Here is a 26,954-nt window from a genome sequence, read left to right as displayed (position 1 = left end):
TTGGGCTGGAGTTATAGGCAGACTAAAAAGCGAGGCAAGCATGGGCAAAGAGCACAAGGCCAGTATTGACGGGGATCAATGGGCGCAGTGTGTGCGCGAACGCGGCTGGCTGTGGGATGTCGCGGCGGATGGGAAGTGCGGCAACCCCGTCACGTTGATCCTGGCCCACGGCGCCGGTGCACCGATGGACTCGGCGTTCATGAACGACATGGCTGCGCGCCTTGCCGGGCATGGCGTCAACGTGGTGCGCTTCGAGTTTCCCTACATGGCCCAGCGCCGACTGGATGGGGGCAAGCGCCCACCGAACCCGGCGCCGAAACTGCTGGAAGCGTGGCGTGAGGTGTACGCCCAGGTGCGACGTCATGTCGCTGGGACAGTGGCGATTGGCGGCAAATCCATGGGGGGGCGGATGGCCAGTTTATTGGCCGATGAACTGGGTGCCGATGGCTTGGTGTGCCTGGGTTATCCGTTCTATGCGGTGGGCAAGCCGGACAAACCTCGGGTGGAGCATCTGGCCGCGCTGAAGACGCCGACGCTGATCGTGCAGGGCGAGCGTGATGCGCTGGGCAATCGAGCGGCGGTGCAGGGGTATGCGCTGTCACCGAGCATCGAGGTGATGTGGCTGGTGGCGGGGGATCATGATTTGAAACCGCTGAAGGCTAGCGGGTTTACCCATGAGCAGCATCTGGAGGAGGCTGCGGTGAAGGTGGCTGGGTTTCTGTTAGGGCCCTATCGGGGGCAAGCCCCCTCCCACACTTGACTGCATTCACACATAGAAATGTGTGAACCCAATCCAATGTGGGAGGGGGCTTGCCCCCGATAGCGGTTTACCGGTTAAACCGTTCCACCAGCGAATACTGCGTATTGGCCGTATGCGTCAACTCTTCACTCAACTGTGCCGAGTTCATCGCCTGCTCCGAGGTCTGATCCGCCAACAGCGCAATCGTGCTGATATTGCGGCTGATCTCTTCAGCCACCGCGCTTTGCTCTTCAGTCGCGGCGGCGATCTGAGTGGTCATGTCGGTGATATTGGCCACCGCCTCACTGATCCCCACCAACGCCTGATCCGCTTCCATCACCCGTGCCACACCTTCTTCGGCCTGGCGGTGCCCGGCGTCCATGGTTTGTACGGCGGCTGCGGCAGTCTGTTGCAGTTTGGCGATCAGGGTGTGGATCTGCCCGGTCGATTCTGCGGTGCGTTGCGCCAACTGGCGCACTTCATCCGCCACCACCGCAAACCCACGGCCCATCTCACCGGCGCGCGCCGCTTCGATGGCAGCGTTCAAGGCCAGCAGGTTGGTCTGGTCGGCAATGCCTTTGATCACATCGACCACGCCGCCGATTTCATCGCTGTCCTTGGCCAATTGCGTGACGGTGACACCGGTTTCGCCCACCGCCACCGACAGGCGCTGAATCGCCTCGCGGGTTTCCCCGGCGATATCGCGGCCGCGCCCGGTCAGGCGATTGGCTTCCTGGGTGGCGTCTGCCGTGCGCTGCACATGGCTGGCGACTTCCTGGGTGGTCGCAGCCATCTGGTTGACCGCGGTGGCCACCTGTTCTGTCTCCACGCGCTGGCGTTCCAGGCCGCTGGAGCTGTTGTGCGCCAGGGTGTTGGACTGCGCTGCCTGGTCGTTGAGGTGTTCGGCGGTGTCCTGCAGGCGGGTGAGGCAGGTCTTCAGGCGTGCTTCCTGGCTGAGGATCGACATTTCCAGCCGCGCCTGGGCGCCACGGCTGTCGGTATACATCTGCGCGATCAACGGGTCGGAGGTGGTCTGCTCGGCCAGGCGCAGCAGACGCTTGAGGCCGCGCTGCTGCCAGCTCAGGCCCAACAGGCCCAGCGGCACCGACAGCCCAGCCGCCAGGGCAAAACCCCAGTGGGAGTTGAGAGTGGCGCCGATCATGAAGCTCAACTGGCTGACCAGGATAAACGGCAGCCAGTCCTGCAACACCGGCAGCCACTTGTCCCGCTGGGGAACGGCCGACTTGCCCTGGTTGATGCGTTGGTAGAGCGCTTCGGCCCGGCGGATCTGCTCGGCGGTGGGCTTGATGCGCACCGATTCGAAGCCGATCACCTGGTTGCCGTCGAACACCGGTGTTACGTAGGCGTTAACCCAGTAGTGATCACCGGTCTTGCAGCGATTCTTGACAATGCCCATCCATGGCAAGCCTTGTTTGAGCGTGGACCACATGTGCGCGAACACCGCCGCCGGAACGTCAGGGTGACGCACCAGGTTGTGCGGGGCACGAATCAGTTCGTCGCGGGTGAACCCACTGATTTCGACGAAAGCGTCGTTGCAGTAGGTGATCACACCCTTGGCGTCGGTGGTGGAGATCAACCGTTGCTGAGCGGGGAAGGTACGTTCGCGCTGGGTAATGGGTTGGTTATTACGCATGATTGTTCAATCCGCAAGGCTTTCAGGGGTTATCGGCCATGCAGGGCATTTATTTAACTTATTTTTTGCAACAATCCCTGGAGAACGCTGCGGCAGATCAACCGGCCAGCATTGGGTAGGTAAACAAACCGAAGTGCAGCAGGTTCAAGCCAAAATGCGTGGCAATCGCCGCGCCCAGGCCGCCGAATCGATACGCCAGGCCGTAACCTGCGCCCGCAATGCTCGCCAACAGCACCCATTGCCAGCCCGCGCCTAGATGCACCAGGCCGAACAGCAGCGAGGCCAGCAGCAGTGCGAGGTTGTCGCCGTAAGGCAGGTGTTTGAAGCGCTGGCTCAGGCCGCCCTGGATATAGCCGCGGAACAGCGCTTCTTCCACCAGCGTCACCAGCAGCAGGTTGTTCAACACCCACAGCCACGCCGCGTCCGGCCATTTCGGTGCCCAACTGATCATCCCCAGCAGCGCTGCGCCACCCAAGGCTGCGATGGCCGTCAGGGTCACGGCCAGGGCGGTGACGCACATCGACAGGCGCAGTGAGCGCCGCGCCACGATCCATGGGCAGGCCAGCAGCAACCAGAAGCCAATCAGCGGTTTGTCCTGGTTCAGGTACATCGAGAACGGTACGGCATCGGCGGTAAAACGCTGCGGCTCAATGCCCCGGCCATTGTAGAAACCCGGCAGCCAGTGCATCGCCAGGCCCAATGCGAGCACGATGAACAAACCATGGCCGAGGTAGCGTGCCCACGGGTTGCGTTGCTGGCGCACGGCATACCCGGCGATCAGCAACAGCGCCACGGAAACCGCCGCCAGCATCCCCAGTTGCCCGTGGATCAAGGCCACGACGTAGCCAATGGAAAGCAGCGCAAGGTACAGCCAGGGCAGAGCAGTCATGTCAAATCCTTCGAAAAAAACCGGGCGCATTATAGCGAGCGGTCTGGTTCGATGGCATGAAAGCTCCGTTATTGTAAGACGCTTGCTAGTTTCTGCGGCCGCAACACCAGCCACAACGCCCCGGCAATCAGCACTCCGCCATACAGATGCGCCAGTGACAGCGGCTCACCCAGCAGCAACGCGCCCCACAACACGCCGAATGGCGGGATCAGGAAAGTCACGGACATCGACTTGACCGGGCCGATCGATGACAGCAGGCGGAAGTACAAAATGTAGGCGAATGCCGTACACACCAGGCCCAACCCCAGCAACGACAGCCACACCGGCCAGCCACCCCAGCTCGCCGGTGGCTGGCTGATGGCGCTGTACGCGAATAACGGCAGCAGAAACAACGTCGCGCCCAGCATGCTACCCAGTGCCGACAGGCGGCTGTCCAGCCCGCCGCGCTGATCCAGCCAGCGCCTTGCGAGAAAGCCGGCAAAGCCGTAGCACGTGGTGGCCAGCAGGCAGGCCAGCGCGCCCATCAACAACTGCATGTCAAACGCCACCGGCCCTGCGCGGGTCAGCACGCCCACGCCGAACAGGCCAAGGCACACCCCGGCGATTTTCGACGGGGTCAGGCGCTCACTGAAAAACATGCTGCCAATCAGCACGCCCATCAATGGCGTGGTGGCGTTGAAAATTGCCGAGTAACCCGCCGGCAATACCTGCGCGGCCACCGAATACATCGTGGCCGGAACCCCCGAATTGATCACGCCGAGCAGCAGGACGGTCTTGAACTTGCCCTGGAAATCCCAGCTCACGCCCATTAGCGCCAGAATCACCAACAAGCCGGCGGCAGCGATCGACACGCGAAAAAACGCGGTCGGCACGCTGCCGATTTCCGGCGCGATGATGCGCATGAACAGGAAACTCGCGCCCCAGATGGCGGCCAGTCCCAGCAAGTACAGGGTGTCTACAGGTCTCACGGAAAACTCCTACGCAATCAGGCGGCGGAGTGTTGCCCAGCGTTCCGGTCGACACAATCGCTAAGTACTGTGGTCGGTAAAAAATCCTTCTTCTCCTGTCTCGGTTGACTGGCTAAGCTCAGGGCTTCCCGATACCCGTTCGAGGTTTTTCCGCATGTCGCAGCCTGCCCTCGCTATCGCCCGGATGATCCTCGACGGTTTCGACGACTACCGTGAGCACTTTCGCCAGATCACCGATGGCGCTCGCGAGCGCTTCGAAAAGGCCCAGTGGCAGCAAGGGCAGGCCGCTTCGGCGGCGCGCATCAACCTGTATGAAGAGAAGGTGGGAGAGGTCACGGCGCGTCTGCAGGCCGCTTTCGAGGCAAGTGTGTTGCAGGACATTGACCTGTGGCCACAGGTGAAAAGTGCCTACATCGGCCTGATTGACCTGCGCTTTGACGATGAGCTGTCCGAAACCTGGTACAACTCGGTGTTCTGCAGCCTGTTCAGCCATGACCTGATCAGCGACGGCTGCATGTTTATCCACACCACGCGCCCCAGCTTGCGTCGGGCGCGGGCGGCGCAAACCCGCACCTACACGCCTGCCGGCAAGATCGCCGACATGCTCGAGCAGGTATTCGCCGATTATAGCTTCAGTGAGCCCTACGCCGACTTACCTGCCGACCTGCGCCGCCTGGAAGCCCAACTGCGGGAAAACCTGCCGGATTGGGTGTGCAAAGACCCCGATTTAAACGTCGAGCTGTTTTCCTCGGTGCTTTACCGCAACAAGGGCGCCTACCTCGTAGGGCGTATCTACACCCGCGACGAACAGTGGCCGTTGGTGATTCCATTGCTGCACCGCGAAGGCCAGGGGATCCAGATCGATGCGTTGATCACCGATGAAGCCGAGGTGTCGATCATCTTTTCCTTTACGCGCTCCTATTTCATGGTCGACGTGGCCGTGCCGGCGGAGTTCATCGACTTTCTCAAGCGTATCCTGCCCGGCAAGCACATCGCCGAGCTGTACACGTCCATCGGCTTCTATAAACACGGCAAGTCGGAGTTCTATCGCGCACTGATCAACCACCTCGCGACTACCGATGACCAATTCATCATGGCGCCCGGCGTGCGCGGCATGGTCATGAGCGTATTTACCCTGCCGGGCTTCAATACCGTGTTCAAGATCATCAAGGACCGTTTTTCACCGTCGAAAAACGTCAACCGCGCCACGGTGATCGAGAAGTACCGCCTGGTCAAAAGCGTCGATCGGGTAGGGCGCATGGCCGACACCCAGGAATTCGCCGACTTCCGCTTCCCCTTGAGCAAGTTCGAGCCCGACTGCCTCGCCGAGTTGCTGGAAGTGGCCGCAGGCACCGTCGAAGTGGAAGGGGGCACCGTGTTGATCCGCCACTGCTGGACCGAACGGCGCATGACCCCGCTCAACCTCTACCTGGAAAACGCCAACCCCGCCCAGGTACGCGAGGCCCTGGAAGACTACGGGCTGGCGATCAAGCAATTGGCGGCGGCGAATATCTTTCCCGGTGACATGCTGCTCAAGAACTTCGGCGTTACCCGCCACGGTCGAGTGGTGTTCTATGACTACGATGAAATCTGCTTTCTGACCGAAGCCAACTTCCGCCACATCCCCGCACCGCGCACGCCCGAAGACGAAATGGCCTCCGAGCCCTGGTATTCCATCGGCCCACTGGATGTATTCCCGGAAGAGTTTCCACCCTTCCTGTTTGCCGATGCCGGCCAGCGCAGGCTGTTCGATGAGTTGCATGGCGAGTTGTATAACGCCGATTACTGGAAGGGCCTGCAGGAGGCGATACGTGCAGGGAAAGTGATCGATGTGTTTCCGTATCGACGCAGAGAGAACGCTCACTCATAGAGAACGAGCGTTGCGCTGGATGCTGTTGAAGTGCGGGGGAGCCTAAATGTTCTGGTCAAGTTTTTCCGGACACCGATTACGGTGATTAAGCCGCCTCCTGCTCCATGGCTATTGGCGACAGGTAGTTGTTGTAGCTGTGGAGCCTGATTCGGTTGTATCGCATGAAGAAGCGGGTCATATCCTGCTTGGCTTCTTCAACTGTCGTATAGCCTTTGGTGGGCACCCACTCTGATTTGAGCGTCCCGAAGAAACGCTCTGTTGGCGCGTTGTCCCAGCACTGCCCCCTGCGGCTCATGCTTTGCGTTATTCCATGCTCCAGCAGCTCGGACTGAAAGAGCTGGCTGGTGTATTGGCAGCCTTGATCCGAATGAAACATCAAGCCTGCATGTTTGCCTCGAACCTCTACCGCCATTCTCAGCGCCTTGCTTACCAGGTTGGCGTCATTGATCAGAGAAAATGCCCAGCCAACGATTCGGCGGGCGAACAGATCGATCACCGCTGCCAAGTGATACCAGCGTTTCCCAACCATCAGGCTGGTAACGTCGCCGCACCAGACCTGATTAATTGCGGTTGGCTCGAAGTTACGCTCGAGCAGGTTCTTGGCCACAAATGCTTCGACGCCTCTAGAACGATACTGATGGCGGCGGCGCTGTTTGCTGGCCAGATTTGCCTCCGCCATGAGCTTTGCAACTAAATACCTTCCCACCTTGATCTGCTGGGCCTTCAAGCGCTGAGAGATCATCCGCGCGCCTGCACTTTCCCGGCTTTCGACATGCAATTGCACGACTTTTGCTCTAAGCGCGTCACGCTCGGCATTCGGCGCTGAGCGACGCTTAATCCAGTCATAAAACGCGCTGCGAGAAACGCCTAGCGCACTGCAAAGCAGGCTGGTCGGATATGAACTCGACTCCCTCAGTTCCTCGATCAGGAAAAACGATCGGGATCCGACATCAAGAGAGCCGTAGCCTTTTTTAAGATTTCAGCCTCAGTCTCCAGGCGCTTGACCTTGGCTCGTAGCTGTTGAAGCTCTCGCTGTTCGTCGCTGATAGCTTTGGTACCTGCCACTGGCTGCCCTTTGTGACGCTCTTTACGAACCTGATCAACCCAGCGGCGCAGAGCCGTAGGGCCAACGTCCATCGATGCACAGACGTCGGGAACTGAGCAGTTATCATCAAGAACCATGCTTGCAGCACGTTGCTTGAACTCGCGGGTATAGGTCTTTCGCTGTTGCATTTGGAACCTCCTGATTGGGCGAATCATATCGCCCTTAAGAGGTGTCCGGGATCATTAGGCCAGTTCAAAACGCCTCCTTTGCGGTTTTCTTTGCGTACTTGTTCCAGCCAGGGCTGTCCTTTTCCCAGCACCGTCAGTTGGTCGGTGACATTGCTTGCTCGGTTCTTGTCGGTTTGGTTGGTGCCGTTGGTCTGAACGTCACGCGCTTGTTTGTACAACGTCACCATTTCTTTATTGAACGCTTTATCGGTTTTTTTATCTTCTCGATAATGACTCAGTTTCGTCAGCGGGTTACTGGTTTCAGAGCGAGCTTCAAGATTTTTGATCCGCTGTTCCAAGAGGTTGATAGGGGCTTGGTAAGCCGTTTTGGGTAAGGCCGGCGTTGGGAAGTCAGTCGGTAATTTTTCCAGGGCGGCTTTGGTCGTATTGGCCTGGTCAAACTGTTGTCGATTAGATGGGCCCATCGTGGAGTAGGGTAGATTGCTGACTAGCGGTGTCGATGAATTGGAACTGCTAGACGATTGTCTCCAGGAACCTTGCGTCGAACTGGTTTGCGGCGCAATGCTCTGGTATTTATCACCGTATCGATCGGAATAGTTGTTGGAATGGCTGGAGTAGTGACTGGAGTCAATTGGCATAGGAAATCCTCTGATATGAAATTGGAACGCTCATGTTGAAGATGGCTACGCGATGTAGGGCGGAGCGAATTCATAACGCGGTGGTAGCTGCGTTTCTACCGAGCACGGTTGGGCCCACATGGATTCATGGTGGGTCGGCAGGTGCGGAGTAACTGAATCGATTGGCATTTCAAGCTCCATGTTCAATGGCAGACGTTCTGATTGGCCAGACGTATCTGGAGACCTATTGAAACGTAGGTATCTCATCCATCAAATCGGATTTTCACTTCTCAATAGTGCGAGAAGGCTCAAAAGGATGTACTAAAATTCGTTATTTGCTTGAGTACGGGAGACCATCGCAAAGTGAGGGGACACCTCATGACGGGTCGAAATCTGCGACAGTCCTCGCCTGCTTACTAAAAGACTGTTTTCGCCCTGATGACTGACCAATCGCCCACGATTGACCAACTGCTGAAAAACTTCGATCACGCCATGCTCGCCGATCGTCAGCGCTTACGGCACCAGTTGCTCGAGCTGCGCAAGAAGCCTGACGAACATCGGCCCACTGGAGTATTTCCGGAAGAGTTTCCACCGTTCCTGCTTGCCGATGCGGGCCAGCGCAGGTTGTTCGATGAGTTGCATGGCGAGTTGTATAACGCCGATTACGGGAAGGGCCTGCAGCAGGCGATACGTGCAGGGAAAGTGATTGATGTGTTTCCGTATCGACGCAGAGAGAACGCTCACTCATAGAGAACGAGCGTTGCGCTGGATGTTGTTGAAGTGCGGGGGAGCCTAAACGTCGCCTTGCGATTCTCTTCAAGTGTTTGCTCCAGCCGGGGCTGGCTTTTTCCCATCGCCCCTAATTGGTCGTTGATACTGTTTGCACGGGGCTTGTCGGTTAGGTTCGTGCCCTTGGTTTGCAGCGCGATGTTCTTGTGTTTGCAGTCGTATCGATCGGCATGGTTTCGCGTGCCGTTGGCATAACTCGACTTTGGCATCGGGTCATCGTGAGTTGCTGGCTCCAGAGGGAATCGGGAGCACAGCATCCGGGATCATCTGACCGCGTTGAATGTCGGGTTCATGGAGCGGTTACGACCTATTGAAGCGTCAAGATTCATTAGGCCCGTTCAGCAAGGTTTCATCTTGCAATTCGGTCATCGGGGTTCTCCGATCATTGCTAGTGCGTTTCCTGCAGGCTGGTACGCAAAACGCAGGGCCGTCAAGTTTGTTGCGCTCCCTTGCTCCGTTCGTCTGTTATCAGTAGAAGGAGGTTTTTGTGAATAAGGCGGTGGGAATTCATAGCTGGGCGGTGGCCATGATTCGCGGGACCGCGGTTGAGTTTGCATGGATTCTTGGTAGCTCGGCAGGCGTGGTGTGACGGAATCGATTGGCATTTTAAACTCCGGTTTCAATAGGCAATGTGTTGATCTTCTAGACGTATCTAGGGCTTCATTGAAACTCGCGTATTTGGTCTATTACATCGGATTTTCGCTTTTCAACCAGCAGAAACGGGATTAAGGATTTGTAGTAAAAGTCGCTGTCGAGGTAGGTGAGAGACCGAAGTGATGGAGCGTCACCCCCAATATTTTATTGCGCCAGTTGCTCGCGCGGTTGCGGTCCATTTTGGCTGATGGTGAAGTCGGAAAAAGCTTGGGCAGACTTCTCAGCGTTTCAATCGATAACTGCTGCAACCCTACGAAGCCGCCGTATTACGCTGACGAAAGGGCCTGGTTAGTTCACAGGGGTAGAAATCTGCGACAATTGCCGCCTACGTCACCGCAGGCTTACCTGCCTCATTAAAAGACCTTTGCGTACCTGATGACTGACCAAGCGCCCGCTATCGACCAACTGCTGAAAAACCTCGACCACGCCATGCTCGCCGACCGTCACCGCTTGCGGCGCCAGTTGCTTGAGCTGCGCAAGAAGCCCGATGAGCAGAAGCTGGCGCAGTGGGTGGCGCGCATGCAGGCGTCCTGTGCCCAGGTCACGGCGCGGCGGGCCAGCCTGCCGGTGATTCGTTACGACGACAGCCTGCCGATTGCCGCCAAGCGCGATGAAATCAAGGACGCGCTGAACAAACACCAGGTGCTGATCATCGCCGGTGAGACCGGCTCGGGCAAAACCACCCAGCTGCCGAAGATCTGCCTGGAAATCGGGCGCGGTCAATACGGCCTGATCGGTCATACCCAGCCACGCAGGATCGCGGCGCGCAGCGTGGCCAGCCGCGTCGCTGAAGAATTGGCGACGCCCTTGGGCGCACTGGTCGGCTATCAGGTGCGTTTTGAAGACCAAAGCGATTCCAACACCCTGATCAAACTGATGACCGACGGTATCCTGCTGGCGGAAACCCAGAACGACCGCTACCTGGAACGCTACGACACGATCATCGTCGACGAAGCCCACGAGCGCAGCCTGAACATCGACTTCCTGCTGGGTTACCTCAAGACCCTGTTGCCGCGTCGCCCGGACCTGAAAGTCATCATTACCTCGGCAACCATCGATCTGGAGCGTTTCTCCAAACATTTCGACGATGCGCCCATCGTGGAGGTGTCAGGCCGTACCTTCCCGGTGGAAACCTGGTACCGCCCGCTGACCCTGGAGCAGGACGAGGAGGGCAACCGCGTCGAGGACGACTTGACTGTCGACCAGGCGATCCTCGCCACTCTCGACGAAATCGCCGCTTATGAACGCAGCGAACGGCGTAGCCCCGGCGATGTGCTGGTGTTCCTGCCCGGCGAACGCGAAATTCGCGACGCCGCCGAGATGTTGCGCAAGGCGCAGCTCAAGCACACGGAAATCCTGCCGCTGTATGCGCGCCTGTCACCGGCCGAGCAGCAGCGCATTTTCCAGTCACACCCCGGCCGTCGCGTGGTACTGGCGACCAACGTTGCGGAAACCTCGCTGACGGTGCCGGGCATTCGCTATGTGATCGACAGCGGCACTGCGCGCATCAGCCGCTACAGCTACCGCGCCAAGGTGCAGCGCCTGCCGATCGAGGCAATTTCCCAGGCCAGCGCCAACCAGCGTAAAGGCCGTTGCGGCCGTGTCGAGCCGGGCATCTGCATTCGCTTGTACAGCGAAGAAGACTTTATCGGGCGCCCGGAATTTACCGACCCCGAGATTTTGCGCACCAACCTCGCGGCGGTGATCCTGCAGATGCTGCACCTGCGCCTGGGTGAAATCACTGACTTCCCGTTCATCGAACCGCCGGATGGCAAGGCCATCAGCGACGGTTTCAACCTGCTGCAAGAGCTGTCGGCGGTGGACCGCAACAGCCAGCTCACGCCGTTGGGTCGCCAACTGGCGCGCCTACCGGTGGACCCGCGCATGGGCCGCATGCTGCTCGAAGCCGCCAAGCTGGGCAGTCTGCAGGAGGTGCTGATCGTGGCCAGCGCCATGTCCATCCAGGACCCGCGCGAGCGCCCGCCGGAACGCCAGCAGGCCGCCGACCAGGCTCATGCGCAGTGGAAAGACCCGGACTCGGACTTCGCCGGGCTGGTTAATCTGTGGCGCGGCTTTGAAGAGCAGCGCCAGGAACTGACCGCCAGCCCGCTGCGCAATTGGTGTCGCAAGAACTTCCTGAACTACCTGCGCCTGCGCGAGTGGCGCGATTCCCATCGCCAGTTGAGCCTGATCTGCCGCGACATGCAGCTGACGATCAACAAGGAACCGGCGGATTTCCCGAAACTGCACAAGGCGGTGCTGTCCGGCTTGCTCAGCCAGATCGGCCAGAAGACCGAGGACGGCGACTACCTCGGTGCCCGTCAGCGGCGCTTCTGGATTCACCCCTCTTCGGGCATCGGCAAAAAGCGCCCGCAATGGCTGATGACCGCTGAGCTGGTGGAAACCACCAAGTTGTATGCGCGCATGGTGGCCAAGATTGACGCCGACTGGATCGAACCGCTGGCCGGGCACCTGATCAAGAAAAACCACTTCGAACCCCATTGGGAAAAGAAGCGCGGCCAAGTCGTGGCCTTTGAGCAGATCACCTTGTTCGGCCTGATCGTGGTCGGGCGCCGGCCGGTGCATTACGGGCCGATCGACCCGGTGGTGTCCCGCGAGCTGTTTATTCGCGAAGGCCTGGTGCGCGGGGAAATCCAGTCTCGCGCCAAGTGCCTTGCGGCCAACCAGCAGTTGCTGGAGCAGCTCGATGAGCTGGAAGCCAAGGCGCGCCGGCGCGACATCCTGGCCGACGAGGAAACCCTCTACGCCTTCTACGATGCGCGCTTGCCGGCCGAGATTCATCAGACGGCGACGTTCGACAGCTGGTACAAGGTCAACAGCCAGAAAGACCCGCAACTGCTGATCATGCGCGAGGAGGACGTGCTGGCCCGCGAAGCCAGTGAAGTCACCGCGGCGCATTACCCGGACACCTTGCACCTGGGCGATCTGGCCCTGGCCTTGAGCTACCACTTCGAACCCAACCACCCGCGCGACGGCGTGACCCTGCGCGTGCCGGCACCGCTGTTGCCGGCCTTGCCCGCCGAGCGCCTGGACTGGCTGGTACCCGGGTTGATCGAAGCCAAGTGCATTGCCCTGGTGCGCAACCTGCCCAAGGCGCTGCGTAAAAACTTCGTGCCGGTGCCGGATTTCGTCAAGGCGGCGTTGCAGCGCATCGAGTTTGGCCAGGGCTCGCTGCCCCAGGCGTTGGGCCGCGAGCTGTTGCGCATGACCGGCGCGCGGGTCAGTGATGAAGCCTGGGCGGAAGCTGCGCAGCAGGTGGAAAACCACTTGAAAATGAACCTGGAAGTGGTCGACGGCCAGGGCAAATTCCTCGGCGAGGGCCGTGACCTGGCGCAGTTGACCGCGCGTTTCGCCGAAGCCAGCCAGGCCGCCCTGGCGGTGCCGCAAACCGCAAAAAGCCAACAGCCGGTGCAAGCCAAGGCGTTTGCGCCGGTGGCCGAAAAAACCCAGCAAAACATTGCCGGCCTTTCGATGACGGTGTACCCGGCGCTGGTGGAAGAAAACGGCACGGTCAAGGAAGGGCGTTTCTCCACGGCCGCCGAAGCCGAATTCCAGCACCGCCGTGCTCTGCAGCGCCTGCTCATGCAACAGCTGGCGGAACCGGCCAAATTCTTGCGCGGCAAATTGCCGGGGCTCACCGAGTTGGGCCTGATGTATCGCGAGCTGGGGCGTGTCGATGCGCTGGTGGAGGACATCCTGCTGGCGAGTCTCGATAGCTGCGTCCTGGAAGGCGAAGCCACGCTGCCCCGCGACGGCGCTGGGCTGGCCGCGCTGGCCGAGCGCAAGCGTGGCGGCTGGACCGAACATGCCGAGCGTCTGGCGCGCCTGACCCTGGAAGTGCTGAAACTCTGGCATGGCCTGCAAAAGCGCTTCAAAGGCAAAATCGATCTGGCCCAGGCGGTAGCTTTGAACGATATCAAGCAGCAGTTGAGCAACCTGGTATACCCAGGGTTCGTGCGCGAAACCCCGGCACAGTGGTTCAAGGAGCTGCCGCGTTTCCTCAAGGCTATTGAACTGCGCCTGGAAAAACTGCCGAGCCAGGTGCAGAAGGACCGCGTGTGGAGCACCGAGCTAAGTGGTCTGTGGGCGCAGTACCAGAATCGCTTGAACAAGCATGCCCAGGAAGGCAAGCGCGATCCGCAGCTGGAGCTGTATCGCTGGTGGCTGGAGGAATACCGGGTGTCATTGTTTGCTCAGCAACTGGGGACCAAGGTGCCGATTTCCGATAAGCGTTTGAGCAAGCAATGGAGCCAAGTAGAGCCTTGAGCCTACCGAAACTGAACAGGTCCAAATGTGAGAGGGGGCTTGCTCCCGATCGCGGTGTGTCAGGGACAGATTCAGTGGCTGGTACTGCGCTATCGGGGGCAAGTCCCCTCCCACACTGGTTTTTGTGTTTTTACCTTGAGGACTCACCAGGCCGGCGAACAACGGCACTGGTATGACCTGCCCAATCTGAGAGGCAACACAGCTTAAATGTGGGAGGGGGCTTGCCCCCGATGGCGGTGTGTCAGCGACAGATTCGTTGGCTGGTGCTGCGCAATCGGGGGCAAGCCCCTCCCACAGTAAGGTGTTTGTCTGGCATATGGCGCCAAATCACCGGCGTTGTGGCAAACTTCGCGGCTACAAGATCCAATAAGCGTTGCCAGTTTGATACCCGCTGGACGGAATCGAACGACTTACAGTTTGGTACGACGGTACCAATATCTTCTGCCTGACAGATTTAGAGGAACGACCGTGCATAACGTCGTCATCAGCGGCACTGGCCTGTACACCCCGGCCAACAGCATCTCCAACGAAGAGCTGGTGCAGTCTTTCAATGCCTATGTGCAGCAGTTCAACAGCGAAAACGCCGCTGCCATCGAGCGCGGTGACGTGCAGGCGCTGACGGAGTCCAGCGCGGCGTTCATCGAAAAGGCCTCGGGCATCAAGAGCCGTTTCGTGATGGACAAGGACGGCATCCTCGACCCGCAGCGCATGGCCCCACGCTTGCCCGAGCGCAGCAACGACGAATGGTCGGTACTCTGCCAGATGGCCGTCGGCGCCGCCGAACAGGCCCTGCAGCGCGCGGGCAAGACTGCCGCCGATATCGATGGCGTGATCGTCGCCTGTTCCAACCTGCAGCGGGCCTACCCGGCCATCGCCATCGAGGTTCAGGAAGCCCTGGGTATCCAGGGGTTCGGTTTCGATATGAATGTGGCCTGTTCCTCGGCCACGTTTGGAATCCAGAATGCCGCCAACAGCATCCAGTTGGGCCAGGCCCGGGCGATCCTGATGGTCAATCCGGAAGTCTGCACTGGTCATTTGAATTTCCGTGATCGCGACAGCCACTTCATCTTTGGCGATGCCGCCACGGCGGTGATCCTCGAGCGAGCCGACCTGGCAACGTCCGAGCACCAGTTCGATGTAGTGAGCACCAAACTGCTGACCCAGTTCTCCAACAACATTCGCAATAACTTTGGCTTTCTCAACCGTACCGCGGAAGAGGGCATTGGCGCGCCGGACAAGTTGTTCGTGCAGGAAGGTCGCAAGGTGTTTCGCGATGTCTGCCCGATGGTGGCGGAGCTGATCGGTACGCACTTGGCGGAAAACCAGCTGGGCGTCAACGATGTAAAGCGCTTCTGGCTGCACCAGGCCAACCTGAGCATGAACCACCTGATCGTGAAGAAACTGCTGGGCCGCGAGGCGTCGGTGGAAGAAGCACCGGTGATCCTCGATACCTACGCCAACACCAGCTCGGCGGGTTCGGTGATTGCGTTTCACACCTATCAGGATGACTTGCCCAAGGGCTCCGTGGCGGTGCTCAGCTCGTTCGGTGCGGGCTATTCCATCGGCAGTGTGATCCTGCGCAAACGCTGATGTGCTCGTTTACATCGAGGTGTTGAATGGCAGCAGCGGACGACGCGCACCTGCTCGAGCGCCTGCTCAAGGGCGAGCAGCAGGCCTACAAGGAACTGGTCACCACTTACCAGAGTGCGATGCGGGCGGTGGCCTATGCCATCGTCGGCCAGCGGCATGCCGATGAGGTGGTGCAGGACGCCTGGTTGTCGGTGGTTCGCAACCTCGCCAGGTTCGAAGGGCGTTCGAGCCTGAAGACCTGGTTGCTGACGATCACGGCGAACGCCGCCAAGGGCCGCTACAAGCAAAATCGTCGCGAGGTGTTACTCGACGATCTGCCTTCGCCCCATGGGACCATTGGCGATGAACGCTTCACGCCTGACGATGGTCATTGGGCTGTGGCCCCTTACGCCTGGCACCAGGACACCCCGGAAGCCTTGCTGACCGAGGAGGAATTGCGTAAATGCCTGGAACATACGCTGCTGAGCTTGTCCCAGTTGCAGAGCAGCGTGCTGGTGCTGCGCGAGCGCCAGGGCCTGGAGCTGGAAGAAATCTGTAATCTTCTGACGCTCTCACTCTCGAATGTACGTGTGCTGCTGCACCGGGCACGGCTTAAAGTCTTCGCTACCGTGGAGCATTTTGAGGAAACGGGTGAATGCTGACCTGTAAAGAGCAAGTGGCACGTTCCAGTGACTACCTCGATGGGCAATTGTCCTTTCGAGAGCGTCTGCTGGTGCGGCATCACTTGATGTTCTGCCCGAATTGCCGGCGGTTTATCCGTCAGATGCGCTTGATGCAGGCGACGTTGCGCATCATGCCGCAAGAGCCGGTGAAAGATGCGGATGCACTGGCCGAACGGCTCGCGGCCGAGCGGCGCCAAGACATGTAGGAGCGAGCTTGCTCGCGAAAAACGTCAACGATAGCGCGGGTATCCTGGATAAACGCGCCGCCTTTTCGTTCTTCGCGAGCAAGCTTGCTCCTACAAGGGGGAGGTTAGAACTTGGCTTCGGCGTCCAACTGCAAGGTGTTGGCGTTGGCATCACGCTGGGTACGGCTGGCGTAGTCGGCCTTGGTCAGGAAATAGGTGGCGCCGAGGGCGAAGTTCTTGTCGATGTCGTAACTGACCTTCAGCTTGTGGCCACGCGAACCGGTGGTGCCGTTGGCGAAGTCCGAATCGGTGAACGCGCCCACCACCGCGTCACGTTGGGTATCGCGGTAGTTGTAGTCCAGGTTGAAACCGAACACCTTGGACTTGGCGCCCAGCAACCACGCGGTGTCCTGATCGGTCACGGCATCGTTGTTCTTCACGTACTGGCCGTAGAACGCCAGAGGCACCGCCAGGCCGCCGATGTCCGCTTGGGCAAAACCTTCATACAGACGGAATTCACCGTTGGCCGAGTTGCCGTTGACCGCCAAGGCGCACGGGGTAGTGGTGGTCGTGCAGCGGCTGTCCTTGTCGTTCTGGTAAGCGTAGACACTGCCGCCCAGGGTCATTTTCAGGTTGTCGGTAAGCGAGAAACGCGTGCCCAGTTGGCCGGCGGTCAGGCGCAGGTCGTGGCGAAATTGCACGCCGTCGCCGTCGACGTTGTCCTTGAGGTTGTAGTTACCCAGGCTGCCGAACAGTTCGGCACTGCCGCCCAGTGGGTATTTGTAGGTGAGCGCCAGGCCTTCAGGGTTGATGTCGCTATCCCAGATCACATCGCCCATGTTCACCCACGGCTGCAACATCTTGCCGCCGATCACGTGCAGGTTCTTGATCTGGTCCGGGTGGTAGTCGATGTAGCCAAGGTCCAGCCAGATCGATTTCTTATCGAAGTAGCCATCCTGGTCCTGATTGGTGGAGCGCGCATCGTCGCCGCCGCCCGTGGCGATACGGATGCCGGTGTCCACTTGCGGGTTGATTTCGGTGTAGGCGCCCAGGCGCGCGCGGATACGTTGACGATCCTTGTCACGCCCACCATTGTTAGGCTCGCCATCGATCTTGATGGTTTCCTGGCGAAAGCGCACATCGCCCTTGAACTGGGTCTTGGCGGCCCAGGCCAGCTTCTGGTCGAAGCTGCTCAGCTCGTTGGTTTTTTTCGCGGTGGCAGCGATCTGTTCGTTGGTTTCCTGCTGAGCTTGCCGCGCGATCTGCTGTTCCTTCTGGTCTTTGGCCAATTCGTTTTGCAATTCGGTGTACTGCGACGCGGTGATTTGGCCGTTGGCCTTGAGCATGTCGAGCAACTTGGCGTCGACTGCAGCGCTGGCCGGAACGCTAAGGGCCAGCAACAGGCCGCCACACAGGGCCGCCGCAGTTTTAGTGGAAGCAAGACGCATATCAATCTCCGAAAGTGGGGAAGGGCTAGCAAGCCCTCCAGGACACAACCGACCGATCACGGGCGGAAAAAATGCCACCTGGCAATATCCAGATGCTCTAAAAACAGGCGTCAGTATCGCGACGGTTTATGACGGAGTAGTGGCTAAGTGATTTCATCTGCATGACAGGTTCGTTGCCAGCGGAACTATTGGTGTTGAGTTCTGTCCGGCTTTTTCGAGGTGTGTACGCGGCTGTGATAGGCGATACTCGCCAGGCTTTCACGCCAAGAAACAGTGAGGATGCCGATGCCGTTGCAACGCCTGGACAGCCTGTCCGAAATCACCCCGCAGGTCTGGGATGCGCTGGCGCCGCAAGCCCAGCCGTTCGTGCGGCATGCGTTCCTCAGCGCGCTGGAAGACAGTGCCAGCCTGGGCCCGCATTCGGGCTGGCAGCCGGAGCATCTGCTGCACTGGGAAGGTGACCGGCTGGTGGCGGCCTTGCCCGGTTATCGCAAGTTTCATTCCTATGGCGAGTACGTCTTCGATCACGGTTGGGCCGACGCCTGCGCGCGGGCCGGCATCGACTATTACCCCAAGCTGCTGACGGCGGTGCCGTTCAGCCCGGTCAGCGGCCCGCGGCTGTTGGCCGCCAGTGCCGAGGACGGCTCCGAGCTGCTGAGCAGCCTGCCCGGTTACCTGGAAATCGAAGGGCTCTCCAGCGCCCATATCAACTTCACCGATCCATTGGCCGACGACGCACTGGCCCGGCAACCCGGCTGGTTGCAGCGCCTGGGCTGCCAATTTCACTGGCAGAACCGCGGCTACCGCGACTTCCAGGACTTTCTCGACGCCCTGAGTTCACGCAAGCGCAAACAGATGCGCAAGGAACGCGAGCAGGTGGCGGGGCAGGGCATCGAGTTCGAGTGGCTGCAGGGGCATGAACTGAGCGAAGCCCAGTGGGATTTTGTCTACGCCTGCTATGCCAATACCTATGCGGTACGGCGGCAATCGCCCTACCTGACCCGGGCGTTTTTCAGCTTGCTGGCCGAGCGCATGCCCGAGGCGATCCGCGTGGTGCTGGCCAAGCAGGGATCACGCCCGGTGGCCATGGCCTTCAGCCTGATCGGCGGTGACAGCTTCTACGGTCGCTATTGGGGCTGCCTGGCGGAGTTCGACCGGCTGCATTTCGAGACCTGCTTCTACCAGGGCATGGACTTCGCCATCGCCCACGGGCTGCAACGCTTCGACGCCGGTGCTCAAGGCGAGCACAAACTGATTCGCGGCTTTGAGCCGGTGATCACGCGTTCGTGGCATTACCTGCGGCATGCGGGATTGAAAAACGCCGTGGAGGATTTCCTCGAGCGCGAACGGGTGGGCGTTCTGGCGTATGCCGAAGAGGCGAGGTCAGCGCTGCCTTATCGGCAGGGCTGACCTTATTTACCTCAGGCCGGCTGCTCCTTGCCCAGCCATCGATACGCCACGCCTGCGATCACCGCACCCAGGATCGGCGCCAGCCAGAACATCCACAGCTGCTGGATCGCCCACCCGCCCACTATCAATGCCGGGCCGGTACTGCGGGCCGGGTTGACCGATGTGTTGGTGACAGGAATGGAGACCAGGTGGATCAGGGTCAAGGCCAGGCCGATGGCGATGGGCGCAAGGCCTTTGGGGGCGCGGCTGTCGGTGGCGCCGAGGATGATCAGTACGAACATCGTGGTCATCACCAGCTCACACACGAACCCCGCTGCCATCGAGTAGCCGCCCGGCGAATGTTCGCCGTAGCCGTTGGACGCCAGGCCGCCCGCCAGCTCAAAGCCCGGTTTGCCGCTGGCGATGAAGTACAGCAACGCGGCGGCGACCACCCCCCCTATGACCTGGGCTGCGATATACGCCGGCAGCTCCCTGGCGGGAAACCTTCCGCCGACTACCAGCCCCACCGATACCGCCGGGTTAAGGTGACAACCGCTGATATGGCCGATCGCAACGGCCATGGTCAGCACCGTCAAACCGAATGCCAGCGCGACGCCCAGCAGACCAATCCCGACGGCGGGAAACGCTGCGGCCAACACCGCGCTCCCGCAACCGCCCAACACCAGCCAAAACGTACCCAAGCCCTCTGTGACTGAACGTTTGAACAAAGACATGCGACACATCCTTGATAGATCGCTCTACCGAATCAGCAAATCAGTGATGCTCCCTGCAGATTTACTTCAGCACCCCTCTGGGCACTGCACTGATTACAGCACGGTTTTGACACAAATCCAGGGCATGAAAAAGCGCCAGGGCCCTTTGGGCGCTGGCGCGCGGTGCAAATTGTGTTAACCCATTACGATCAAATATGAGAGCGGGCTGGTTGTGGCGAGGGAGCTTGCTCCCGTCCGACAGCGCAGATGGAGCCGGCTTTTTTGGGGGCGCTTCGCACCCCAGCGCAAGCAAGCTTGCTCGCCACAACAAGCCTGCTCCTACTGTTTGGAGGGTGTTTGGTTCAGTCAATGCCGACAAAGCCACCGGTCTGATGCTGCCACAACCGCGCATACAGCCCGCCATGGGCCAGCAGCTCGGCGTGGCTGCCCGTCTCGGCGATCTGGCCTTTATCCAGCACGACCAGGCGGTCCATACGTGCGATGGTCGATAAGCGGTGCGCAATCGCGATCACGGTCTTGCCCTGCATCAGCGTTTCCAGGCTTTCCTGGATCGCGGCTTCCACCTCGGAGTCCAGCGCCGAGGTGGCTTCGTCCATGATCAGGATCGGCGCATCCTTGAGCAGCACGCGAGCGATGGCGATCCGTTGGCGTTGTCCGCCGGAGAGCTTCACCCCACGTTCGCCGACGTGGGCATCCAGCCCGGTGCGGCCCTCGGCATCCGACAGCAGCGGGATAAACTCGTCGGCGCGGGCTTTGTGCACGGCGGCCCAGAGTTCTTCGTCGGTTGCATCCGGCTTGCCATACAGCAGGTTGTCACGGATCGAACGGTGCAGTAGCGAAGTGTCCTGGGTAATCATGCCGATCTGTGCACGCAGGCTTTCCTGGGCGACTTCGGCAATGTTCTGGCCGTCGATCAGGATGCGTCCGCCCTGCAGGTCGTACAGGCGCAGCAGCAGGTTGACCAGGGTCGACTTGCCCGCGCCGGACGGGCCAATCAGGCCGATCTTTTCCCCGGCCTTGATCTCAAGGTTGAGGCCGCCGATGATCCCGCTCTTCTTGCCATAGTGAAAATCCACCTGCTCGAAACGCACTTCGCCACGGGGCACGCTCAGGCGCGGAGCGTTGTCGCGGTCGATCACGGCCAGCGGCTGGGCGATGGTTTTCAGGCCGTCCTGCACCATGCCGATATTCTCGAAAATGCCGTTGACCACCCACATGATCCAGCCGGACATGTTGACGATACGAATCACCAGCCCGGTGGCCAGGGCAATCGCGCCCACGGAAATCAGCGACTGGGTCCACAACCACAGGGCCAGGCCGGTGGTGGTGACGATCAGCAGGCCGTTCATGGTAGTGATCACCACGTCCATGCTGGTCACCACACGGCTGGCCAGCTGGGTTTTTTCGGTCTGCTCGACGATCGCTTCCTTGGCGTACTGCTGCTCGTACTGGGTATGGGCGAACAGCTTCAAGGTGGTGATATTGGTATAGCCGTCGACGATGCGGCCCATCAGCTTGGAGCGCGCTTCGGAGGAAATCACCGAGCGTTCCTTCACGCGCGGCACAAAGTAACGCAACGCCAGGCTGTAGCAGACGATCCAGCTCACCAGCGGGATCATCAGGCGCCAGTCGGCCTCGGCGAACAGCACCAGCGAACTGATGGCGTAGATCGCCACGTGCCAGATCGCATCCACCGCCGCCACGGCGGAGTCGCGCAGGGAGTTGCCGGTTTGCATGATGCGCTGGGCAATACGCCCGGCGAAGTCGTTCTGGAAAAAGTTCAGGCTCTGCTTGAGCACGTAGTTGTGGTTCTGCCAGCGGATCAGGCTGGTCATGCCGGGGCTGATGGTCTGGTGCACCAGCAAATCATGCAGCGCGCCGAAGATCGGGCGCAGCAATAACGCGACCACCGCCATCCAGATCAGCTCGGTGCTGTGGAGCTGGAAGAAATTGGCGGGCGGCGTGCCCTGCGCCAGATCGATGATGCGGCTCAGGTAGCTGAACAGCGCCACTTCGATCAAGGCGCCGATCAGGCCCACCACCAGCAAGGCGGCGAAATGCGGCCACACCTGACGCAGGTAGTAGAGATAGAAGGGCAGGACTTGGTCGGGAGGGGCCGCGCTGGGAGCGTCGCGGAAGATGTCGATCAGTTGTTCAAAACGACGATAGAGCATTAGGCTTGACGCCCGCCGTGCGGGCTCTCCTTTCAAATGCGCACGTTGCCTTGTGAGCAACGTGCGAAGTTTCCTGCTGACCTCAGTCGATGCGCTTGGCCGACTTGATCAGGACAGGATCGATGGGCACGTTCTGCATGCCTTGCTTGGTGGTGGTCTGGGAGTTGACGATGATATCGACCACGTCCATGCCCTTGACCACTTTGGCGAACACGGCGTAACCGGCATCGCGACCCGGGTCGAGGAAGGCATTGTCGGCCACGTTGATGAAGAATTGGCTGGTGGCCGAGTTCGGGTCATTGGTACGGGCCATCGACAGCGTGCCGCGAACGTTATGCAGGCCGTTGCTGGCTTCGTTCTTGATCGGTGCTTCGGTCGGCTTTTGCGACATCTGCTGGGTGAACCCGCCGCCCTGCACCATGAAGCCCGGGATCACACGGTGAAAAATCGTGTTGGTGTAGAAGCCTTTGTCGACATAGGCGAGGAAATTCTTGCTACTGATCGGCGCCTTGACCGGGTCCAGTTCGATTTCAATGTCGCCATTGGTGGTGGAGATCAATACGTGGGGTGCCTTGGCGGGCTCGGCGGCCATCAGGTTGGCAGCGAACAGAACGGAACCGGCGAAGAAGGCGATTTTTTTCAGCATGGGTCAGTGATCCTGGGTAGTGGCATCGACGCTCTTGAGAAAGTCGAGCAGGGTAGCGTTAAAGACTTCGGGTTGATCCAGGGGCGTGGCATGGCGGGAATCTTCAATCACCACCAGTCGCGCGTTGGGCAGCAGTTTTACATAGATTTCTTTCTGCGCAACGGGGGTGTAATCGTGGTCGGCGCTGATGACCAGGGTTGGACAGGTGATCCTGGAAAGATGTTCCTGTACGCCCCAGCCTACAATCGCGTCGAAGCTGGCGAGATAAGCACGTTTGTCATTCTTTGCCCAGCGTTCGGCCATCTTGCGGCGCAGGTCGAACTGCTCGGTCTTGGGAAACAGCCGCTCGCCCAGGGCCTTGCCAATGGTACTCGGGCTGAGCAGGCGGGCCAGGCCGCGGCGCTTGGCCCACTGCCAATAGTCAGCGGCGCTGCGCACCTTGACCTCGGGCGCGCTGTTGACGATGCACAGGCTTTTGACCAGCGCAGGTTCGTCCACCGCCAGCTGAAAGGCAATCATACCGCCCATGGACAAGCCGACCACATGGGCCGCTGGCAGGGCCAGGTGTTCGATCAGGGCGCTCAGGTCGAAGCTGAATCCCTTGATGCTATAGCGCCCGCTGGGTTTGTCGGAGCGGCCATGCCCGCGCACATCCACCACGATCAGGCGATAGTACCTGGCCAGTACGGGCACTTGCAGCTCCCAATCCTGGCTGCTTGAGCCCAGGCCATGGATCAGGATCAGCGGGGCGCCGTGGCCGTATTCCTCGTAGTGCAGGCTGCAACCTTCATGGTCGAACCAGGCCATGGGTGAACTCCGTTTCAGGCTTGCCGTGGGGCGGCGAAGGGCGCGTCCAGCGGAGCGGTATCAAAGGTGCGCAACAACTCCACGAGGATCTGCGTCGCCGGCCCCAGGGGTTTGTCCTTGTTCGAATACAGATAGAACGTGGGATGGCGGCTGCCGCCCTGTTCCAACGGCAGTTGCTTGAGTACGCCTTCGGCAAGTTCGCGCTCGATCATGTGCCGGGGCAACCAGGCAAACCCCAGGCCGCTGCCCACGAACGCGGCGGCGGTGGCCAGGCTGCCGACGGTCCAGCGCTGTTCGGCGCCGAGCCAACCGACGTCCCGCGGTTGCTGGCGGCCCGAATCACGGATGACCACCTGCATCTGGCTTTCCAGGTCCTGGAAGCTCAGTTCCCGCTGCATGCGGTGCAACGCATGCTCGGGGTGGGCCACGGCGACGAATTCCACATCGCTCATTTCGGTGCCCAGGTAACCGGGGATGCTGAAACCGCAAATCGCCAGGTCGGCCACGCCTTCTATCAACAGCTCCTCGACGCCGGACAACACCTCTTCACGCAGGCGCACCCGGCACCCTCGGCTCTGCGGCATGAAGGCGGTGAGGGCGCGTACCAGGCGTGCGTTGGGATAGGCCGCATCCACCACCAGGCGCACTTCGGCCTCCCAGCCTTGTTCCATGTGGTGGGCGAGGTCTTCCAGCTGGCTGGCGTTTTTCACCAGTTGCCGAGAGCGGCGCAGCAGCACTTCACCCGCATCGGTGAGTACCGCCTTGCGCCCGTCGATGCGCAGCAGCGGCACGCCGAGTTGGTCCTGCATGCGCGCCACGGTGTAGCTCACCGAGGACTGCGAACGGTGCAGCGCTTCGGCCGCCTGGGCGAAGCCGCCGTGGTCGACCACGGCTTGCAGCGTGCGCCATTGATCGAGGGTAACGCGGGGCGCTTTCAAGATGAGCTCCTCTTGTCCTAAGCTGGCGGTCCTTATTGGAGACTGCCGAATGAGAAAATTCTGTTGTGTGTTGCTGGCGCTGCTGCCGATGAGCGCGTTCGCCTATCCCATCGACGTGACTAAAAAGATCGACGGTGTGAGCATCGATTACACGGCGTCCGACGTGGACGGCGATATCAGTTCGATTCAACTGAACAACTATGGCACTCAAGATGCTGTGTGTTCGGTAGTCTTTACCAACGGCCCTGAATCGCCGCGTCGGCGTACCGTCACGGTACCAGCAGGCAAAAGCACCAACACCACGGTCAAGTTCAACCGCGCGATTATCAAGATGCGCATCGCGCTGAGCTGCGCGCCCAAATAAAGCAAAAAGCGGAGCGTGCCCATCGCGACACTCCGCTTATAAACAAATTTATAGATTGGTTATAGCAGTTTTTTGCGCTTTTTAATCGAACTAGCCCTGGTTAATCTTTTCTCCATCGCCTTACAGCATTTACCGATGGAGCCTACATAGCCATGTCCAACGTTCTGATCATCGAAAGCAGCGCTCGCCAACAGGATTCGATTTCCCGCCAACTGACCCAGCAGTTCATCAGCCAATGGCAGGCTTCCCATCCAGGCGATCAGATCAAGGTACGCGACGTGGCGCTCAACCCGGTGCCCCATCTGGACGCCAACCTGCTGGGCGGCTGGATGAAACCCGCCGATCAGCGCAGCCCGGTCGAACAGGCGTCGCTGGACCGCTCCAACGAACTGACCGACGAATTGCTCGCCGCCGACGTCCTGGTGATGGCCGCGCCGATGTACAACTTCGCCATCCCCAGCACCCTCAAGGCCTGGCTGGACCACGTATTGCGCGCCGGGGTGACCTTCAAGTACACCGCTACCGGGCCGCAAGGTTTGCTCACCGGCAAGCGCGCCATCGTGCTCACCGCTCGTGGCGGCATTCACACCGGTGCAGCATCGGACCATCAGGAACCGTACCTGCGCCAGGTCATGGCGTTTATCGGGATTCACGACGTCACCTTCATTCACGCCGAAGGGGTGAACCTGAGTGGTGATTTCCAGGAAAAAGGCATCAACCATGCCAAGGCCCTGCTGGCGCAGGTGGCTTGACCCTTTAATCGCCAGATAATCCGCCCGTGTTTATCTAGGCCCACGCAATCCCTTCAAGTACGCGTACCGAACCTCCCTTTGCACTTGTTGCTCCTGAGTGCTCCTGCCCGACTGCCGCTTTAGCGAGGTCGGGTTTTTTTTGCCTCGAGTTTCTTCAAGCATCGAAAAGCTTTAATGTCGCGCCCATTCGAAACGAGGCGCACATGGGCTATCTACTGGTTGTCACCCTGATTCAGGCATTTTCCTTCAGCTTGATCGGCGAATACCTCGCCGGTCACGTCGACAGCTACTTCGCGGTGCTGGTGCGCGTGGTGCTGGCCGGGCTGATCTTCATCCCGCTGACCCGCTGGCGCTCGGTGGAACCGGCTTTCATGCGCAGCATGCTGATCATCGGTGCGCTGCAATTTGGCGTGACCTACGTGTGCCTCTATCTGAGCTTTCGCGTACTCACAGTGCCCGAGGTGCTGCTGTTCACCATTCTCACGCCGCTGCACGTAACCTTGATCGAAGACGCACTCAACCGGCGGTTCAATCCCTGGGCGCTGGTGGCCGCACTGGTAGCGGTGGCGGGCGCGGCGGTGATTCGCTTCGACCAGATCACCCCGAACTTCCTGATGGGGTTTCTGCTGCTGCAACTGGCCAACTTCACCTACGCCGCGGGGCAGGTGATGTACAAGCACCTGGTGGCGCGCTATCCGAGTGATCAGCCGCACTACCGGCGCTTCGGTTATTTCTACCTGGGCGCCTTGCTGGTGGTATTGCCTGCATTTCTACTATTCGGCAAGGCCGACTTCCTGCCCCAGGCGCCGCTGCAATGGGGTGTGCTGGTGTTCCTGGGGCTGGTCAGCACCGCGCTGGGCATGTACTGGTGGAACAAGGGCGCCTGCCTGGTCAATGGTGGCACCCTGGCGGTGGTGAATAACCTGCATGTGCCGGTGGGGCTGCTGCTGAACCTGCTCATCTGGAACCAGCACGAGCCGCTGGGAAGGCTGGCCCTGGGTGGCCTGGTGATTCTGGGGGCAGTGTGGATCAGCCGATTGGGTATCAAGCCGGGCTCTGGCGTAGAGTCTGCGACCTGAGGGTTCAGCGATGTGTGAGCGGTAATGAAAGTCTGTTATCGAAAAGAACTGTGTGGGGGTGGCCGAGTGGACAAGGTTGATGAACAGATAATTGCCGCCTTGAAGGACGACTCCCGAGTCAGCCTGGCGGAACTGGCGCGCCAGGTTCACAAGTCTCGGACCGCCGTGGAGTCGCGGGTTCAAAAACTCATCGAAAAGGGCATCATCCTAGGCTTCACCATCAATGTGGCCGGCGGGGATGAAGCCCAGCAATCGGCGTTTTTGATGCTCAAGCTCAACGGGAGCACTTGCCATCTGGTGTTTCCGAAAATCTACCAGTATCGCGAAGTGGTGCATGCCTATTCACTGTTCGGCGACCTGGACATGATGCTCGACGTGCGATACCGCAATTTTGAGGAATTGATGGTGCTCAAGGAGGATCTGCTGAAGATCGAACACGTGAATGAGGTGGTGGTCAACCCGGTGCTCAAGGCCTGGCGGTAGCCG

At 59.9% G+C, this 26,954-nt stretch carries 24 protein-coding genes and 1 pseudogene; 12 read left to right on the top strand and 13 right to left on the bottom strand.

The genetic code is table 11. The features are described 5' to 3' along the window. The first annotated feature begins 40 nt into the window (after positions 1–40). Positions 41–760, top strand: a complete 720-nt coding sequence (locus C4J94_RS19700; RefSeq protein WP_124387682.1) for an alpha/beta family hydrolase — start codon at positions 41–43, stop codon at positions 758–760. A gap of 67 nt (positions 761–827) precedes the next feature. Here C4J94_RS19700 and C4J94_RS19695 read toward each other — a convergent pair whose 3' ends face one another. The 3 genes from C4J94_RS19695 to C4J94_RS19685 form a co-directional block, all read right to left on the bottom strand. Continuing rightward, on the bottom strand, positions 828–2,393 hold the full coding sequence (locus C4J94_RS19695) for a PAS domain-containing methyl-accepting chemotaxis protein (RefSeq protein WP_124387681.1): 1,566 nt from the start codon (positions 2,391–2,393) through the stop codon (positions 828–830). Between the two features lie 97 nt (positions 2,394–2,490). Next, positions 2,491–3,282, bottom strand: coding sequence for a CPBP family intramembrane glutamic endopeptidase (locus C4J94_RS19690; RefSeq protein WP_124387680.1), 792 nt, complete (start codon positions 3,280–3,282; stop codon positions 2,491–2,493). Between the two features lie 68 nt (positions 3,283–3,350). Next, positions 3,351–4,250 carry a DMT family transporter gene (locus C4J94_RS19685; protein WP_124387679.1) on the bottom strand — a complete coding sequence of 300 codons (900 nt, stop codon included), beginning with the start codon at positions 4,248–4,250 and terminating at the stop codon, positions 3,351–3,353. A 154-nt stretch (positions 4,251–4,404) separates the two neighbouring features. Between C4J94_RS19685 and aceK the strand changes: the two genes are divergently transcribed. Then, a complete protein-coding gene (gene aceK, locus C4J94_RS19680; protein WP_124387678.1) occupies positions 4,405–6,120 on the top strand; it encodes a bifunctional isocitrate dehydrogenase kinase/phosphatase in 1,716 nt (571 codons plus the stop codon). Positions 6,121–6,205: 85 nt separating this feature from the next. On the opposite strand, the gene C4J94_RS19675 is transcribed toward aceK, so the two are convergent. Genes C4J94_RS19675 through C4J94_RS19670 form a run of 3 tightly spaced genes read right to left on the bottom strand, consistent with a single transcriptional unit; the run spans position 6,206 to position 7,991 of the window. Beyond that, entirely contained in the window at positions 6,206–7,036 is an 831-nt protein-coding gene (locus C4J94_RS19675) for an IS3 family transposase (protein WP_256657709.1), read from the bottom strand. Positions 7,037–7,044: 8 nt separating this feature from the next. After that, positions 7,045–7,353, bottom strand: coding sequence for a transposase (locus C4J94_RS27905; RefSeq protein WP_256657553.1), 309 nt, complete (start codon positions 7,351–7,353; stop codon positions 7,045–7,047). Between the two features lie 23 nt (positions 7,354–7,376). Next, complete coding sequence (locus C4J94_RS19670) at positions 7,377–7,991, bottom strand: hypothetical protein (RefSeq protein WP_124387677.1); 615 nt, start codon at positions 7,989–7,991, stop codon at positions 7,377–7,379. A gap of 540 nt (positions 7,992–8,531) precedes the next feature. Between C4J94_RS19670 and C4J94_RS19665 the strand changes: the two are divergent. Next, positions 8,532–8,720 (top strand): annotated as a pseudogene (locus C4J94_RS19665) (isocitrate dehydrogenase kinase/phosphatase-domain containing protein); the annotation flags it as partial. Here C4J94_RS19665 and C4J94_RS19660 read toward each other — a convergent pair. Continuing rightward, positions 8,711–8,968, bottom strand: a complete 258-nt coding sequence (locus C4J94_RS19660) for a hypothetical protein (protein WP_124387676.1) — start codon at positions 8,966–8,968, stop codon at positions 8,711–8,713. The pseudogene C4J94_RS19665 and the gene C4J94_RS19660 overlap by 10 nt on opposite strands. A gap of 820 nt (positions 8,969–9,788) precedes the next feature. Here C4J94_RS19660 and hrpA point away from each other — a divergent pair. The 4 genes from hrpA to C4J94_RS19640 all read left to right on the top strand — a co-directional run bounded on the left by hrpA (position 9,789) and on the right by C4J94_RS19640 (position 16,158). Then, positions 9,789–13,700, top strand: a complete 3,912-nt coding sequence (gene hrpA, locus C4J94_RS19655; protein ID WP_124387675.1) for an ATP-dependent RNA helicase HrpA — start codon at positions 9,789–9,791, stop codon at positions 13,698–13,700. A gap of 468 nt (positions 13,701–14,168) precedes the next feature. Further along, on the top strand, positions 14,169–15,290 hold the full coding sequence (locus tag C4J94_RS19650; protein ID WP_124387674.1) for a beta-ketoacyl-ACP synthase III: 1,122 nt from the start codon (positions 14,169–14,171) through the stop codon (positions 15,288–15,290). A gap of 26 nt (positions 15,291–15,316) precedes the next feature. After that, positions 15,317–15,931 carry an RNA polymerase sigma factor gene (locus C4J94_RS19645; RefSeq protein ID WP_124387673.1) on the top strand — a complete coding sequence of 205 codons (615 nt, stop codon included), beginning with the start codon at positions 15,317–15,319 and terminating at the stop codon, positions 15,929–15,931. Beyond that, positions 15,925–16,158 carry an anti-sigma factor gene (locus C4J94_RS19640; RefSeq protein WP_124387672.1) on the top strand — a complete coding sequence of 78 codons (234 nt, stop codon included), beginning with the start codon at positions 15,925–15,927 and terminating at the stop codon, positions 16,156–16,158. The genes C4J94_RS19645 and C4J94_RS19640 overlap by 7 nt, the downstream gene beginning before the upstream one ends. A 104-nt stretch (positions 16,159–16,262) precedes the next feature. On the opposite strand, the gene C4J94_RS19635 is transcribed toward C4J94_RS19640, so the two are convergent. Further along, entirely contained in the window at positions 16,263–17,585 is a 1,323-nt protein-coding gene (locus tag C4J94_RS19635; RefSeq protein WP_124387671.1) for a putative porin, read from the bottom strand. A gap of 285 nt (positions 17,586–17,870) precedes the next feature. Here C4J94_RS19635 and C4J94_RS19630 point away from each other — a divergent pair, with 285 nt between their 5' ends. Continuing rightward, on the top strand, positions 17,871–18,995 hold the full coding sequence (locus C4J94_RS19630) for a GNAT family N-acetyltransferase (RefSeq protein WP_124387670.1): 1,125 nt from the start codon (positions 17,871–17,873) through the stop codon (positions 18,993–18,995). A gap of 11 nt (positions 18,996–19,006) precedes the next feature. On the opposite strand, the gene aqpZ is transcribed toward C4J94_RS19630, so the two are convergent. The 5 genes from aqpZ to C4J94_RS19600 all read right to left on the bottom strand — a co-directional run bounded on the left by aqpZ (position 19,007) and on the right by C4J94_RS19600 (position 24,273). Further along, positions 19,007–19,708, bottom strand: a complete 702-nt coding sequence (gene aqpZ, locus C4J94_RS19625) for an aquaporin Z (protein WP_124387669.1) — start codon at positions 19,706–19,708, stop codon at positions 19,007–19,009. Positions 19,709–20,049: 341 nt separating this feature from the next. Further along, positions 20,050–21,882 carry an ABC transporter ATP-binding protein gene (locus tag C4J94_RS19615; protein WP_124387667.1) on the bottom strand — a complete coding sequence of 611 codons (1,833 nt, stop codon included), beginning with the start codon at positions 21,880–21,882 and terminating at the stop codon, positions 20,050–20,052. An 82-nt stretch (positions 21,883–21,964) separates the two neighbouring features. Continuing rightward, positions 21,965–22,528 carry a peptidylprolyl isomerase gene (locus tag C4J94_RS19610; protein ID WP_124387666.1) on the bottom strand — a complete coding sequence of 188 codons (564 nt, stop codon included), beginning with the start codon at positions 22,526–22,528 and terminating at the stop codon, positions 21,965–21,967. Between the two features lie 3 nt (positions 22,529–22,531). Then, positions 22,532–23,335: an alpha/beta fold hydrolase gene (locus tag C4J94_RS19605; RefSeq protein WP_124387665.1), complete on the bottom strand. Its 804-nt coding sequence runs from the start codon at positions 23,333–23,335 to the stop codon at positions 22,532–22,534. Positions 23,336–23,349: 14 nt separating this feature from the next. Continuing rightward, the gene (locus C4J94_RS19600) at positions 23,350–24,273 is read right to left on the bottom strand and encodes a LysR family transcriptional regulator (protein WP_124387664.1); all 924 of its coding nucleotides are present in this window, start codon (positions 24,271–24,273) and stop codon (positions 23,350–23,352) included. Between the two features lie 49 nt (positions 24,274–24,322). On the opposite strand from C4J94_RS19600, the gene C4J94_RS19595 reads away from it, so the two are divergent. The 4 genes from C4J94_RS19595 to C4J94_RS19580 all read left to right on the top strand — a co-directional run bounded on the left by C4J94_RS19595 (position 24,323) and on the right by C4J94_RS19580 (position 26,951). Next, a complete protein-coding gene (locus tag C4J94_RS19595) occupies positions 24,323–24,637 on the top strand; it encodes a 3-phosphoglycerate kinase (protein ID WP_124387663.1) in 315 nt (104 codons plus the stop codon). A 152-nt stretch (positions 24,638–24,789) separates the two neighbouring features. After that, entirely contained in the window at positions 24,790–25,389 is a 600-nt protein-coding gene (locus tag C4J94_RS19590) for an FMN-dependent NADH-azoreductase (RefSeq protein WP_124387662.1), read from the top strand. A 203-nt stretch (positions 25,390–25,592) separates the two neighbouring features. Next, positions 25,593–26,468, top strand: coding sequence for a carboxylate/amino acid/amine transporter (locus C4J94_RS19585; RefSeq protein WP_124387661.1), 876 nt, complete (start codon positions 25,593–25,595; stop codon positions 26,466–26,468). Positions 26,469–26,534: 66 nt separating this feature from the next. Continuing rightward, positions 26,535–26,951, top strand: coding sequence for an Lrp/AsnC family transcriptional regulator (locus C4J94_RS19580; protein ID WP_124387660.1), 417 nt, complete (start codon positions 26,535–26,537; stop codon positions 26,949–26,951). Positions 26,952–26,954 lie beyond the last annotated feature (3 nt).

It is taken from the genome of Pseudomonas sp. R5-89-07 (assembly GCF_003851685.1).
Classification (GTDB): domain Bacteria; phylum Pseudomonadota; class Gammaproteobacteria; order Pseudomonadales; family Pseudomonadaceae; genus Aquipseudomonas.
This window is presented reverse-complemented; position numbering and strand designations above follow the sequence as displayed.